The organism is Zhongshania antarctica (assembly GCF_014202945.1).
Classification (GTDB): domain Bacteria; phylum Pseudomonadota; class Gammaproteobacteria; order Pseudomonadales; family Spongiibacteraceae; genus Spongiibacter; species Spongiibacter antarcticus.
Map to the genome: position 1 here is coordinate 121,488 of NZ_JACHHW010000004.1, position 14,539 is coordinate 136,026.

The 14,539-nt window shown below is 49.0% G+C and carries 8 protein-coding genes and 1 pseudogene; 6 read left to right on the plus strand and 3 right to left on the minus strand.

Features of this window, described 5'->3' with window-relative positions; all coding sequences use genetic code 11:
- Positions 1-38 precede the first annotated feature (38 nt).
- Together HNQ57_RS07725 and trpS are read left to right on the plus strand one after the other, a co-directional pair.
- Positions 39-1,154: a tRNA-queuosine alpha-mannosyltransferase domain-containing protein gene (locus HNQ57_RS07725; protein ID WP_184462147.1), complete on the plus strand. Its 1,116-nt coding sequence runs from the start codon at positions 39-41 to the stop codon at positions 1,152-1,154.
- Between the two features lie 129 nt (positions 1,155-1,283).
- Positions 1,284-2,291 carry a tryptophan--tRNA ligase gene (gene trpS, locus HNQ57_RS07730; RefSeq protein WP_184462149.1) on the plus strand — a complete coding sequence of 336 codons (1,008 nt, stop codon included), beginning with the start codon at positions 1,284-1,286 and terminating at the stop codon, positions 2,289-2,291.
- 94 nt (positions 2,292-2,385) lie between these two features.
- On the opposite strand, the gene HNQ57_RS07735 is transcribed toward trpS, so the two are convergent.
- Together HNQ57_RS07735 and HNQ57_RS07740 are read right to left on the minus strand one after the other, a co-directional pair.
- Complete coding sequence (locus HNQ57_RS07735) at positions 2,386-4,434, minus strand: TonB-dependent receptor (RefSeq protein WP_184462151.1); 2,049 nt, start codon at positions 4,432-4,434, stop codon at positions 2,386-2,388.
- Between the two features lie 33 nt (positions 4,435-4,467).
- Positions 4,468-5,073: a PaaI family thioesterase gene (locus HNQ57_RS07740; RefSeq protein ID WP_184462153.1), complete on the minus strand. Its 606-nt coding sequence runs from the start codon at positions 5,071-5,073 to the stop codon at positions 4,468-4,470.
- A gap of 236 nt (positions 5,074-5,309) precedes the next feature.
- Between HNQ57_RS07740 and HNQ57_RS07745 the strand changes: the two genes are divergently transcribed.
- Positions 5,310-6,782, plus strand: coding sequence for a hypothetical protein (locus HNQ57_RS07745; RefSeq protein WP_184462155.1), 1,473 nt, complete (start codon positions 5,310-5,312; stop codon positions 6,780-6,782).
- Between the two features lie 63 nt (positions 6,783-6,845).
- On the opposite strand, the gene HNQ57_RS07750 is transcribed toward HNQ57_RS07745, so the two are convergent.
- A complete protein-coding gene (locus HNQ57_RS07750; protein ID WP_184462157.1) occupies positions 6,846-9,536 on the minus strand; it encodes a hypothetical protein in 2,691 nt (896 codons plus the stop codon).
- A 655-nt stretch (positions 9,537-10,191) separates the two neighbouring features.
- Here HNQ57_RS07750 and HNQ57_RS07755 point away from each other — a divergent pair.
- The 3 genes and pseudogenes from HNQ57_RS07755 to HNQ57_RS07765 form a co-directional block, all read left to right on the plus strand.
- Positions 10,192-10,556 (plus strand): annotated as a pseudogene (locus tag HNQ57_RS07755) (transposase); the annotation flags it as partial.
- Between the two features lie 51 nt (positions 10,557-10,607).
- The gene (locus HNQ57_RS07760; RefSeq protein WP_184462158.1) at positions 10,608-11,654 is read left to right on the plus strand and encodes an OmpA family protein; all 1,047 of its coding nucleotides are present in this window, start codon (positions 10,608-10,610) and stop codon (positions 11,652-11,654) included.
- A gap of 28 nt (positions 11,655-11,682) precedes the next feature.
- Positions 11,683-14,160 (plus strand): thrombospondin type 3 repeat-containing protein, encoded by a 2,478-nt coding sequence (locus tag HNQ57_RS07765; protein ID WP_184462160.1) that lies wholly within the window; start codon positions 11,683-11,685, stop codon positions 14,158-14,160.
- The last annotated feature ends 379 nt before the right edge of the window (positions 14,161-14,539 follow it).

Below are 14,539 nucleotides of genomic sequence, written 5' to 3' on the forward strand. Positions count from 1 at the left end.
TATTTTAGCCGACGCGTTTTACAAAGGGTGATACACAAATGCGGGTTTTAGTTTTGTCGGCCTATCACGCCGACAGTCATCGCAGTTGGTTAGACGGCTTAAAACTGCATTTACCAGAACTTAGCTGGACGGTACTGAGCTTGCCGCCACGCTATTTTAGTTGGCGTATTCGCGGCAATAGCTTGACGTGGGCGATGATGAACCGCGAAATTCTTACAGCAGAATACGACGTGGTCGTAGCGACATCAATGACCGACCTGTCAGCCCTGCGTGGCCTGGTTCCTGAGCTTTGTCGTTGGCCAACGCTGGTGTATTTTCATGAGAATCAGTTTGCTTACCCCCAAAGCCAGCTGCAGCGCCAAGGCGTTGAGCCGCAAATATTGAATCTGTATACCGCGTTAGCGGCGGATAAAGTGGTCTTTAATAGTGACTATAATCGCCAGACAATGTTGGACGGCTGCGACCAGCTACTCGCGAAATTGCCGGATTATGCGCCGCGAGAGCAAGTGGCAGGGCAACTTGCCCGTGCTACCGTTCTCCCGGTGGGGGTCGCTGTCGGCAGTCAAACAATTACGCTACGGCCTGCGGGTGATCGGCTTAAAGTACTTTGGAATCACCGCTGGGAGTACGACAAAGGGCCAGGCCGTCTACTGACCTTAATATCGGAGTGCGACAAGCGAGGCTTGCCGCTGGATATTTATATTGCGGGGCAACAATTCAGGCAGCGGCCCCCAGAATTTGAGCAAATTGAAATGCTCATTCGTCGCAGCCGTAGTTTGACTTTGAATCAGTTTGGCTTTGTAAAAGACGCCCAGCATTACCAAGAGTTGATCATGAGCTGCGACGTGGTGATGTCGACTGCAATACACGACTTTCAAGGCCTAGCGGTGTTGCAGGCGGCTGCCGCAGGCTGCACACCACTGGTTCCCGATCGGCTGTGTTATCCCCAGTGGTTTGAGTCAATGTTTCGTTATGCTCACTGTGATGATATTGCCGAAGAGGCGATAGGCGCGAGTGAAAAGCTTGGGTATTTTTTGAGCTGCAAGCGTGCGGGGAATCTGCCCGTGGCTGATGTTGCGGCGCTGACATGGCCGCAACTGGCACCCTTGTACCGTCAGTTATTACAGTGCGTAGCTGAGGGCCGCAATAAATAGTGGTGCTAGTTTTGTACCTGCGAACTGCGGTGACAGCAAGGAGGCGAGCCAGTATCATAAGCGGCTGTAAATTCGCATCATATTCAAGGTCGCTGTGGCGGCCTTATGTATCGGCAATAGGATTATATTATGGGCAAGCAGCGGGTTCTTACCGGTATCACCACCACCGGCACACCCCATTTAGGTAATTACGTGGGGGCGATTCAACCTGCTATTGCGGAAAGCCAGCGCGGTGAGTACGACGCGTTTTTCTTTCTGGCCGACTATCACGCGCTTATTAAAAGCCACGAACCTGCCGTGGTTCATCAGTCGAGTCGCGAAATTGCCGCAACGTGGTTGGCTCTTGGTCTCGACACTGATGCGACCACTTTTTATCGCCAGTCTGACGTCCCAGAAATTACAGAATTAAGTTGGATCTTAACCTGTGTGTGCGCCAAGGGCTTGATGAATCGCTCCCATGCCTACAAGGCGGCGGTGCAAGACAATGAGCAGAAGGGTGACGACCCTGATTTTGGTGTAACGATGGGCTTGTTTAGCTACCCGATTTTGATGGCCGCTGATATTTTAACCTTTAACGCCAGTAAAGTGCCGGTTGGTCGTGATCAGATACAGCATCTTGAAATGGCCAGAGATATAGCCCAGCGATTTAATCATCTCTACGGCGACACCTTTGTGCTACCAGAGGCTGTGGTTGGTGATGACGCTGCGGTACTAAGTGGATTAGATGGTCGTAAAATGAGTAAAAGCTACGGCAATACCATCCCGTTATTTTTGCCTGAAAAGAAATTGCAAAAGCACATCAATAAAATCAAAACAAATTTGCTGGAACCTGGCGAGCCGAAAGATCCCGATACTTCTACTGTGTTTGAAATTTGGCAAGCGTTTGCCAGCCCTGAGCAAACGGCAGAAATGCGTAAAAAATTCGCTGAGGGTATTGCCTGGGGGCAGGCTAAAAAGGAACTGTTTGAATTAATTAATGCTCATATTGCGCCAGCCCGCGAACGTTATGATGAGCTATTGCTCGATGGCGTCCTGCTTGAAGCTGAGTTGTTGAAAGGCGCAGCAAAAGCGCGGGCCCACGCCGCGCCGATGTTGGCGAAGGCGCGCAAGGCGGTTGGCTTGGCGGCGTTTTCGTAAGTAGGTCTGCGAGAGTCACTTTATGCAGAGCGCTAATGCTTAGTTTGCGTGAAGCGTAAGGAAGATACGGCCCAGTAGGGCCGTATTGAACAACTTAGAAGTCGATGCCGACTTCAATATAAGCTGCGCGGGGTTCACCGGTAAAGTAGCGGTAGTTTCCAAAAGCATAATCGGCGCGCTCTGCATAGTCTATATCGGCAACATTGTTTATTCGCAATACCGTGTAAACCTGCTCATTCAATTGCTGGCGCCAGCGCACATTGCCCAGGGTGTGCCCTTCGTAACGATGCAGATTGTCGCCATCCAAGAAGTAATCGCCCTGATACTGCACTTCAAATTCAAAGGTGCTGCTAATAAATGGCTGCCAACGCAGACGGGTGCTCGCTAATTGGCGGGGCGCGGTGTCTAGTTCATTGCCTTCTGGCGCCAGTGCGTCATTGCCGTACTGGTGCTTGCTATAGCTGGCCTGTAGCTGCCACTGGAGAGTCTGGCTGAGCTGCCAATTAAAATCAGCTTCAATGCCACGGTCTAGGGTTTTGCCGCCGTTGATATTGCGGCGGGTACTGTCTTGAATAATGACATCGTCTTTTTGCATCCAATACAGGGCTACCCGGTAGTTCAGTGCTGGCCAAGTTCCCCGAAAACCAAATTCCACGCTATTTAGTGACTCTTCGTCGAGATCGGCATTGAGTTGCTGTGCCTGTAGACGATATAGCTCTGCTGCTTGGGGGGCGCGAAAGCCGTGGCTGGCGTTGGCAATGAGGTCGGTATTGGCGCTAAGACTTTGAATAATGCCAGCGTTAAAGGAGCTGTTTTTAAAATGCTCTTTGTCATCGGTTGGGCGAGCATAGCGGCAGCCGCTCGGGAGGCAAGGACTGCCATCAGCCGCGGTATTGCCGCTAATCATATTATTTTGGTAATCGTAAAATTGCAGGTCGTAGCGCGCGCCAAAATTAATTTTGGTGTTTTTTGCCGCCTGCCAATCACCACCCACAAACCACGCGGCATAGAATGCATCGACATCGTAGTCGTAGTGTTGGCCGGTCGGGAAGGGGCCGACGCCAGGGAGCGCTTGGCTTTGCTCTAAATAAGCGCTAGTAAGCTCCATGTCGAAGCCATTGTAGAGGGTGACGTTTTCACTGTAGTTTTGGTAAAAAGCGGTTTGTACGCCAACACTGCGTTCGCCATTTTCCTCAAGGGGCGTACCTGGAAGAAAGTGTTGTAGAAAGGCCATTTCGGTAAAGCGTGCATAGGGGGTGACGACAAATCGTGAATCCTTGTCGCCTTCACGTTCAAAGCGGCTATAAAAACGGACACTCTGACTGTTGCGGAAGGCCTCAGGATTGGGGTTTTCACGCTTACGGCTGGCATCTTTATAGGCGTCTTTACCGATCAGGTAGCCCGCTGTTTCTTGATTTAAATTACTGGCAGACAACAGGGATTGAATTGTCCATATATCACCGTGGAAATCATGGCGAAAATTGAGCTTCTGTTGATCGAAGCCAGAATCGTCTTTATAGCCGCCATCGTGGTTGCCTTGAGCACTCAGGCGGTAGCCATGCTTGCCTTTAGTATCGCTGTGGCTGAATTTTACGCGGCCATAGTCATCTGGGCCACCTTCCAGTGAAAGATGCGTCTCAGCTTCCTCGGAGGGCGCGGCGCTAATGATATTTATTACGCCGTTTAAGGCATTTGAGCCGTGAACGGCGGTACCTGGGCCACGAATGACTTCGATGCGCTCGGCTTGCTCAGCATTGACGTCAAATAAGGCGTTCACATTACAAAAGCCGGGTGCACGCAGGGGAATACCATCTTCAGCAAAATAAAATGCACCGCAACTGCCTGCGCCAGTAAGGACCGCCGAGCGAATGGCGGTGAGGTGCTCTTGCCCGTTGCCGCGACTGATCCATACGCCGGGAGTTTGGCTGAGAATTTCACTGATGTGAGTGTGGCCGATATTATCGATATCTTGCTTGTCGATAATACTGATGGCCAGGCTCTGCTCCTTAATTTGTTTTTCGATACGATTCGCGGTTACGGAGACGACTTCTTGGGTCGATTCAGTGTTGGACTCGTCGGCAAAGCCCGTATTGGGTAGCAGGCAGAATGCCAGCGCAAGTGGGCTTAATTGTTTTGTTATCATTGCTGAGACTGTCCTTTAATTGAATCTGCTGAGCTAGGGATTGTCGCGTTTTTCATAATGAATAAATAGGCCTTCGGCGGTACTTAGTAGCTCTTCTACGCAATAGCATTTACCTTCGATGTGAATTTGCCGCTCATCGATCTTAATAATTTGGCAGCTAAAGTGCAGGGGTTTGAAGAGTGGGGTGGGCTTGAGGTAGTTAACTCGTAGGCTCGCAGTAAAGCCGGGGGTGCCGTTGGCAATACCACAATACGCTAGTACTTGGTCGTATACCCCGCTGATAATGCCGCCATGCACGCAATTGGGTGGGCCTTGATGAATAAGGCCAAATTCGCCCTCGGCGACCACCGTATCGTCGACGCTATAAATGTTAAGCTTGGCCGCCATCGGGTTGAAGTAACCGCTAAACGGGCTACACGGCAGAATTTTACGTAGATCATTACCGTAATCGGGGTCGTAGAATTCTAACATTTTGCGATTGCTGAGCTTCATCATTTTTTGATTTAGCTGCCGTAATGTCGATTCAATCTCGGCCAGTTCACTGCTGGTGCCGCCCAGGGTTTGGCTCGCTTCTATGCTTATGCTGAGCTGCTCGATGATCCCTTTTAATTGTTGGCGCTGTGATTCGCTTACCGGCATCGACAAATTTGCTCGCGAGTGAATTATTAAGCGCCTGAGTGTAATAGCCCTTAAGGCGATTGGAAAGCGCAGGGCCGTCGCAAGGGCTAAAAAATCGGGATTACCGCTGTCGTCAGCGTCAAAGGTCGCTCACTTCTCATACCTAAGCAGGAAAGCGCTGATTGGGATATCCTAACAAGCTTGGATGTGATTGATATCTGTTTGATCATTAATGTTGTTTTAGCGAAATTGGCAATATGTGTACAAAGTGTCCGTCTACTCTATTACTGCTTTTTTTCTTGGTTGCGGCAACCGAGAGCCAGGCTCATTCCTTTGGTGTTGTTTATACCTTGCCATTACCGTTCTGGCTGTATGCCTGGGGCGCGGTGGCCGCCTTAGTCACGTCTTTTTTGGTTTTAATTTTTGTTGACCGAGATCGGCTGCTAACTCGCGAGGGGCGCGTTTGCGATATCAGCGACACGACCATTATCAAGCTCGTTAAGCGCTGGCAATTGCTGAAATTGTTGAAACTACTTAGTCTTGGCAGTTTGCTATTTTGTATTGCAACGGGCTTTTGGGGCGTTCGCAATCCCTATGGCAATTTCAATATGACGTTTTTTTGGATTGTTTTTGTTTTGGGCTTTAGCTACGTAACGGTAGTGTTTGGCAATCTTTACGCAGTAATAAATCCTTGGCAATTCATGATCGACATTCTCGCTCGGGTCAGGCCCAGCTTGCTGCGCGGCTGCGTGCGCTATCCGAGTTTCTTGGCGTTTTGGCCCGCACTGATTCTCTATATTGGGTTTATTTGGTTTGAGTTGTTTGCTCAAAGTGGGCCATCTGCGCTGGCGGTGCTATTAACAGGCTATACCGCACTAAATATTCTTGGGGTGGCCTTAATCGGCCGTCACAATTGGTTTGAGTATTGTGAGTTTTTTGGCGTGTTCTTTAGGCTGCTTGCGGTCATGGCGCCAATTGATTACAAGCCGAGTGATACGCACGGCGGGGGCGGGCATTTACGTCTGCGGATGCCCTTTAGTGGCGTGCTAGCGGAGCCACCACAGCAGCTAAGTTTATTGGTTTTTGTTTTGTTTATGTTGTCTTCAACAGCCTTTGACGGCCTTCACGAAACAGTGGTGTGGAAAAAATTATTCTGGCTGGATTTTTACCACGGCTTTTTACAATACTGGACTGACACTAATCCATTTGTCGCTTTTGCAGCAATGTCGCGTCTCTACAGCTATTGGCAAGGTTTGTGTTTGCTGTTGTCACCATTTTTATATTTATTGGTGTTTGCCAGTTTTATTGCAGCGGGCAAGTTCATTACTAAATCGCCGGTGCCAGTCAAGGTCCTGCTGCTTAGGTTTAGCTATTCTTTGCTGCCCATAGCACTGGTCTACCATGTCGCCCATTACTACACCTTGATTCAAACTCAGGGCATTAAAATTGTTAGTTTGGTGTCGGACCCCTTTGGCTGGGGTAGTAATTGGTTTGGCACCGCAAACTGGCTGCAGCGCGTTTTTATTCCCGATACTTCCACAACATGGCATGTCCAGCTGGCGTTAATTATTGCGGGGCATATTGTCAGTGTTTACGTTTCGCATGTGCTTGCATTGCGCAGCTTTGTAACCTCGCGTAATGCGACGCTGAGTCAGTTGCCTTTACTGGTGCTGATGCTCGTGTTTACGGTCAGTGGTTTGTGGATATTGTCCCAGCCGATTGGTAGCTAAGTTTTGCACTCGTCATAAAAAAGCCCGCAATTGCGGGCTGGATAAAGCGCTACATTAAGGGGTTTACGGTGCGTAGGCACCTATTGGCGGAGCGGGGCGCAATATGGCTGGCGCCGTGGCTGGGATGTCCTTTAAGCCATTGGCTTGGATTGCTGCGCTGGCCAATTCGGTGCGCTTCCACGTTTGCAAAAACACTTCAGCTGAGTTGAATAAATGCCGCACTTGGCTGGCGGCATTGGGGCTGTCGAGGACGATTTCTTTCACAAAGTCACTGAGCATGCCGTAGTGGGCATTGCCGTCAAGATCTTCATGCCACGTACGGCTAACATTGCCGTCAGCATCGACGCTATTGGGCTGCTCAAAGCTAACGACTGAGGCATTGTCGAATTCAGTCATGGTATTGAACGGTGCGCCGCTAAACAGTGTGAAGGGGTATTCAATGGGGTTTGCCGGGTTGTTGCGCGGCCCCGTTTGGGCTGATAGGCCATTGGTGTCGGTACCGTAGCCAAAGCCAAACAGCAGCGAAGGCTTGCCCGCCGTGGCGCGTTTAGTCATTGCGTTGGCGTAAATGCCCACCGTTTCGTTCATGTCTTCCCTAAAGCCCTTGCTGGAGCCATTGCTGGGGTACAGTATGCCGCCATTCGCGATGAGGCGAGTGGCTTGATCAATAGTGGTGCCGCCAAACGTGCCGTGAGTAGACACGAATGGGTAAACGGGGTTTTGTGCTTCCGCTAATTCTAGGGCTTGGGTTTTCATTCCCATTTCCATGTGATCCCAGTCAAAGATAAAGCCCATTTCCATCATTTTACCGTAGGTGTATAAGCCCGCAGGCGTCATCCAGCGGGCATTACATTGGCGAACATCGGCGGGGTAGCAGGGCGTTGTTCCACCAGAGCGGCCATCTTGCCCAGTTGGTATGCAGGCGGGCTGAGGCAGGTAGCTTTGGGTGCTACCGCCAGTGCTGCCCCAGAGATAGCCAGTAAACCCAGCTGTTTTGCCTTCTTCTGGGCAATTGTAGGTCGTCCACCATTCGCCAGTAGCCAGCTCGGTAGTGGGTAGATTGCTGACTAATTCGGTGAACTGCGCTTCATTTGGTTGGCCACTAAATAAACTGGTGAGTCCTGCGAGGTCTCCAGACGGTATGCCGCCGCTGTTTTCACGAGTGCCTAGGTTTAAAATTAAGCCGTCAAATATGCCGTTGCCGCCAAAGGCATTGTCAAATTCGTGAATGGAAATAATTTGCCGTACGCCCCAGTCGTGAACCCGCTGCATTTGCGTAACGATGGAGTTGGGCTTGCCTTCTTCCACGGTGCATTCATAGCTGTTTTCTGGAAAGCCGCTGCCGTCTTCTTCATGGGGCCGCTGCTGGCGGAGGGGGTTAAATTTAAGTTTACAGTCGAATAAATTAGAAATTTCTATGCCGAGGACCACGGCAATTTTACCGTCTTCAATGACCGCGCGAGCTTCATCGGACGTATGCACGATTTGGAAAAAGCCTTTGCCGGGACCACCGTATTGGGCGTCGATATAATTTTCCATGGCGTACATGGTGCCAGCTTGGCGGCCAGCGTTATTCATTGAATTGCAATCTTGAGTGAGGTCGCCAGAGACATTGCGCTGTAATTCACAGAGGGTTTCATTGTCGACTAAATCATTGACGATAACGCGCAAACCGCCGGCCCAAGCGCGCTCCAACCATTTCCAGTAAATCGCCTCGTGAATTAAATTGTCGCGCTTTGGCCATTCGCTAAACGTTGGCCAGCCATCAGTAGCGTGACCATTGGGATTCATGCTGAATAGCCCGCCGACGACGTCGCGGCGGCCATCGTCACCGTGGTCTACAGCGCAATTGCCCAGTGCTTGTTCTACACCAAATTTATGGAAGGGTTTGCCCCAGTGAGCGCCGCCCAGAAATTCAGTGGCACTAATATGTACGTGAACATCGGCGTGGCCGAGTACCGTACCGTCGGGCTGGGTGCCTTTAAATGGTTGGCCGCTGAAATTGCTCTGTGCTTCGGGGAACGTTTCGCAATTTGCTGCCGCTTCAAAAATGAAGGCTTCGTTGGCGGGCGCGCTACCGGGGGCGACGGTTTGCACATTGCCGGTGTCGTCAATCGCCAAGTTCCGATTTAGTGTGGTGGCGCTGATTGTAAAGGTGTCGGCCTTGATCGCGGGGTCGACAAAGCCGTGCCAATTTGTCACTTGTTCTGGGCTGGGTTCTACATGGTAAGCAGGTGTTTCTGGGTAGCTAGTGGTATCGCCGCTGGCCAAAATCCGCCATTCGGCACTGTCATTTGCACTGGCGCTAGGCAGATTGGTTAAGCCCGGCGCGCTGCCTGCCGCCATTAGCTGCCGACTGCTGTTATAGAACATATAGCTGCCCAGCGCGGTCGGTTTTAGGTAAAACCCTTCAGCGCTAGCGCTGTCGGTAGCCGTGGCGCTGTAATTACTTCCGTCAGCGACTAAATATTTGCCGTTGCCGGCGGCTTTTACTACCCAGCAGGCGTTGCTCATTTGATATCGGCTTAACCGCGGGTCAAGTGGTGGGTCAGTTTCGTCGTTGTCTTGGTCGTTACTGCAGCCGGGGTCAGCGCTGTCAATGAGGGTGTCTTGGTCATTGTCTAGGCCGTCGCTGCATTGAGGGCTGGGCGTTGTCGGCGTGGAAGGCCGGCTGCTACTCGAGGAGCTTCCACCGCAAGCTGCAAGGGAGCTAATTATAATGGCTGCAAGCAGCGCCTTAGGTAATTGATGCATTGCAAAACTCCGGTAAAAGCTGCGATTTTGGCTAACTCTCGATGTTACAGTACTGTAACATCGAATGCGATGAAGGAATCTGACTGCTTGATACAGAGCAATGTGTCATCGTGAGAAAAGGGTGGCGATTTGTCTACTCGGTTTTTCCGTAATTGACAGTGCTGGATTGCGGTAGTGGGAGAGTGCTGATTTGGAGGAATAAAAAAACCGCCAAAAGGAGGCGGTTTTTTTATTGCAGAGATACATGCTCTCCGCTAGCTGCAAGTAATTGATACCGCAGCGTATTTTGGTACCAGTGGGCGGACTCGAACCGCCACTCCCGAGGGAACCAGATTTTGAATCTAGCGCGTCTTTCAGTGTAATTGTAAGTTGTTGAAATATAAGTGTTTTTATCTGTTTTAGTTGTTTGATAATTGCTCTATGACAAATGCGACTATTGTCCGTCACGAGTTTGCGATGGAAAGGGAGTGCAAAACTTGGCGTTGTTAGATTGCTGTTATGAACACGGAGAGCTCCCTAGCTCTATAGATAATGAGCAACGCAACAAGTAGTCTATTTGCCATAACATATTTGAAACGGTGCTTTTTTGCTCGACCCCGGGCGAGAATGGCAAAGAGGTTATGTTCACGGAATGTGTCTGGCTCTAGTGTCACAAAAGCGGTCATACCGATCTGTCACCGAGGACGAGGCAGTATTGGCGCTGAATCAATTTGCCGAGCGTTGGGATGACCAGTATCCGCAGATCAGTAAATCGTGGCGCGCGCACTGGCAGAACCTAATTACCCTGCTGACATTAGGAAAGTCATCTATACAACCAACGCCATCGAGTCGTTGAACAGCGTTATCCGCAAGGCGATCAAAAAGCGCAAGTTGTTTCCTACGGACGACGCGGCGAAGAAAGTTATTTATCTGGCGATCCAGAATGCTTCAAAAAAGTGGACAATGCCGATCAGAAATTGGACGCCAGCACTCAATCGATTTATAATTGATATTGCAGACCGCTTAGCGGATTATATTTAACCTTGGCAGTTTAACAGAATTATTTACAGACTCCAATAAAGAGGTTTAGGGATGTATAGAGGCATTGGTCTTACTGTTTTATTTTTGTTTGTTAGCATGATTAGCTTTGTCTCAGTCCCCGCATTAGCCGCTGATGAGCAATATCCGCACATTTATGCCTTGGGAACCATGACCAATACCGACTCTGATCGGAATGTTGAGTCTACAAGTAACGGTTGGCAATTAGGGTTTGGTTTTCCATTAACCCAGCGCCTCTATATCGAGGGTTTATATTTTGATAACATCTTTGAAACTGGCGACAACAACGGCAGTGATTTTTATCAGGCTGGCGGTGGTGTAGACCTTCAATACGGTTTTGGCGATAGAGAGCAATTCACTCCGTTTATTTTAGCGGGGATTGGCGGTGCCGAGAACGACGTCATTCCAGATTCACTTGATGAAAACTCGTTTTATTGGAATGTAGGTGTTGGCTTTGTTGGACGCATCTTTAATTTGCAATGGCTTCGGTATCGCGGCGAAGCGCGCTATTTTCAAGATGATTATCTTGATGGACGTACCGATATACGTTTTGGCTTGGGTCTAGAGGTTGCGTTGGGCACCTTTCAGCAGATAAAAGAAGTTGTTGTAGAGAAGGTGGTTTACACGCAGGTTCAACCAAAGGATTCTGACGGTGATCATGTTGTTGATCAATATGACGAATGCCCAAATACGCTGCCCGGTGTGCGTGTAGATGGGCGTGGTTGCGTTATTGAACAACAAATCATCAATATCGCAAACATCACTTTCGAAACTGGCTCTGCTCAGTTAACGCAGGTTGGCGAGAATACGTTGATGTCGTCTGTGTCATTTTTAAAGAGTCAACGTAACGTCAATGTTGAAATAGCCGGGCATACGGATAGCGTCGGCTCGGATAGCCTTAATTTAAATTTATCACAACAGCGTGCTATGGCTGTGAAACGATTTTTAAGTGTAAATGGAATAGAGTCTGATCGTTTAGTCGCACGGGGGTATGGTGAATCTTCGCCTCTAGCGAGTAATGATACGCCTACTGGGCGGGCAACAAATCGACGAGTTGAGTTTCGTTTAACTACTCGGTAATAAATAATATTGTTTGAAGGGGCAGGGCATGCAAATGCAGAAATTGGCTATAGCATTACTAATAGTAATGGCCGCATCGTTCCAGTTGACTGGGTGTAAGTCAGCTAATGATGGTAATGCTGGTGCTGGGGAAGCAGATGCTCCTAGCACTTTGGTAGATACCGATGGCGACGGCGTTTTGGACTCTGTCGATAATTGTATTGATGTAGCCAATGTCGATCAGCGCAATACAGATGGCGATGCACAGGGCGATGTTTGTGATGCCGATAACGACAATGACGGCTTCTTAGATGCAGTGGATAATTGCCCAATAGTGGCTAATCCCGGGCAAGCGGACTCTGACGATGATGGTGTTGGGGATGTCTGCGAAGACAGCGATAACGACTCTATCATTGATGCAAACGATAACTGTATTGCCGTATCAAATATTGATCAGCGCGACACTGACTCAGATGGTATTGGTGATGCCTGTGACGTTGATGATGACGGCGACGGTATAAACGATGGTGCAGACAATTGCCGATTAGTTACTAACGTTGGACAAGAAGATGCTGATGCCGATGGTGTTGGTGATGCTTGTGAAGACGATACTGACGGTGACACAGTCTTAAACAACGTTGATAACTGCCCGTTAATTCCAAATAGCGATCAAGCAGATGCCAATAATAACGGTACTGGTGATGTTTGCGAAGATGGCGACTCTGATGGTGTCGTTGATCCAATTGATAACTGCCCCACAATTTCAAACGCTAGCCAAGTAGACACTGATGGCGATGGTCTAGGCGATGCCTGTGATAGCGACGACGATAATGACACGGTGCTAGATGGTGCAGATAACTGCCCGTTAGTGGGCAACCAAAACCAGCTGGACTCAGATGGTGACGGTACCGGTGACGCATGTGAGTCAGATGGCGATAACGATGGCGTATTAAATGGCCTAGATAACTGTCCGTTTGTGGCAAACACAAACCAAGCTGACGTAGATGGCGATGGTATTGGTGATGCTTGTGATGATTCTGACGCTGATGGTGTTCTAGACACTGTTGATAACTGCCGTGTTACTGCAAACTCTGGTCAAGAAGATCTAGATGCCGATCGTATGGGTGATGTTTGTGACGCTGATACTGATGGTGATGGCGTTGAAGATAAAAATGCTGCTGGAGACCCACTAGATAATTGCCCATTGGTTGTAAATACCGACCAAACCGATTCCGACCTTGATGGTATTGGTGATGCTTGTCAGGATGATGCTGATGGCGACTTAATTGCGGATACAAACGATAACTGCCCTAATACGCCTAATTTTGATCAAGCAGATACCGTTAGTGTTAATGGTATTGGCGATGCTTGTGATGATTCGGATACCGATGGTCTAGTTGATAATGCTGATAACTGTCCATTAGTTGCTAATCCAAGCCAGGTAGACACTGATGGTGATGGAGATGGTGATGCATGTGATACCGACGATGATGGAGATGGTGTTTTAGACGGGCCAGATAACTGTCCTTTAGTGGCTAACGCGGATCAAAATGACGCCGGTAATAATGGTGTAGGTGATGCTTGTGAAGCTGATTTCGATAACGACAACGTTTTAGACGATGTTGATAATTGCCCAGCTCTTGCAAATACGGATCAAGCTGATTTCGATGGCGACGGTATTGGTGACGTTTGTGACGACGACATCGACGGTGACACTGTACCTAACGATACTGATAACTGCCCACTACCTAACCCTGGTCAGGAAACTGACGATAGCGGAAATGCGGTAGCGTGTAACACGACAGTGATTGCTGAAAACTACGAATGTACTGCTGGTGCGCCTGCAGGCTCAACGGTCGCAGCTCTCGAAACTGGCTTGGTTTGTACTATTACTGACTTGACTGCGCCGCTGTTAGACGGTTGTTCGGTAGTGTCAGCAGATAATGCGATTGATTTAGATTTAGCCTCATTTGCGATCGTCAATTACGACGTTGGTATACTTGATGCGATACTACTTGGTGATGACCTTTTGGGGGTGACAGGTTCTCAAACCTTGCAAGTTACCATGCCGGAAGCCATTCCTGCTGGTCGGGTCGCAGGTTTCATTATAAGCATACCAAACGGATCTGTTGACTTAAGTATTGCGCGTCGGATTAGCGTTAAAACTTATTTGGGTGACGAGTTTGTTGGTGGCGCCGGTGTTGGTGAAAACACCGAGATTTCACTGCTCGGTCAGGGCGTTATTCGTACTAATGACGCCTTGTTTCCAGCGTTTGATCCACAAGATCCTGCGTCTTCTTTTAACCCTGATGCGTTTAGCTTCCCTGACCCTGCAGCGTCAAATAGCGAAGTTAAGTATTTACTTGGGTTCTTCTCTCAAAATGCGTTTGATCGTATTGAGTTAGTGATAGATGCTGGGTTGCTTACAGTTGATTTAACTGAAGCGGTGAAAGTATATGAAACCTGTGTAGATGCAGCGCCTACTGGTGCGATTGATCCGGCTCTGCCAGGAAGCGGTGGCGGTTGAGTGCGGACTGCGATGAGTAATCACTGATTGTAAAACCCCGGTTTTCCGGGGTTTTTTTTGCCTAAAATTCCTAATAGTTTGATTTTATTGGCTTTATAATGTTGAGCGTTAAACAGCCTTAGATGTTTTGAGATTTGCTTAATCTAAAAACACGTGCAAGACGTAATAAAATCTCTATAGTTGTCACCGTCAACATTGCCCGGCAGGCACTGCCGCGGCCATCATGCACATGAGGTCTCTACCATGCCGCAATATACAGCCCCGCTCCGCGATATTAATTTCGTGTTAAAAGATGTACTTAAGAGCGATCTGTTGATTTGCACTGAAATTTAAACCAATTATCGCCACAAATTGCAGAATGATATAACCCACTTCAACT

What these genes read in the sequence shown, in the direction of transcription:
- HNQ57_RS07760 (WP_184462158.1), top strand. Translation starts at nt 10,608, where the DNA reads ATGTATAGAGGCATTGGTCTTACTGTTTTATTTTTGTTTGTTAGCATG.
- HNQ57_RS07740 (WP_184462153.1), bottom strand. Translation starts at nt 5,073, where the DNA reads ATGCCGGTAAGCGAATCACAGCGCCAACAATTAAAAGGGATCATCGAG.
- HNQ57_RS07745 (WP_184462155.1), top strand. Translation starts at nt 5,310, where the DNA reads ATGTGTACAAAGTGTCCGTCTACTCTATTACTGCTTTTTTTCTTGGTT.
- trpS (WP_184462149.1), top strand. Translation starts at nt 1,284, where the DNA reads ATGGGCAAGCAGCGGGTTCTTACCGGTATCACCACCACCGGCACACCC.
- HNQ57_RS07725 (WP_184462147.1), top strand. Translation starts at nt 39, where the DNA reads ATGCGGGTTTTAGTTTTGTCGGCCTATCACGCCGACAGTCATCGCAGT.
- HNQ57_RS07735 (WP_184462151.1), bottom strand. Translation starts at nt 4,434, where the DNA reads ATGATAACAAAACAATTAAGCCCACTTGCGCTGGCATTCTGCCTGCTA.
- HNQ57_RS07765 (WP_184462160.1), top strand. Translation starts at nt 11,683, where the DNA reads ATGCAAATGCAGAAATTGGCTATAGCATTACTAATAGTAATGGCCGCA.
- HNQ57_RS07750 (WP_184462157.1), bottom strand. Translation starts at nt 9,536, where the DNA reads ATGCATCAATTACCTAAGGCGCTGCTTGCAGCCATTATAATTAGCTCC.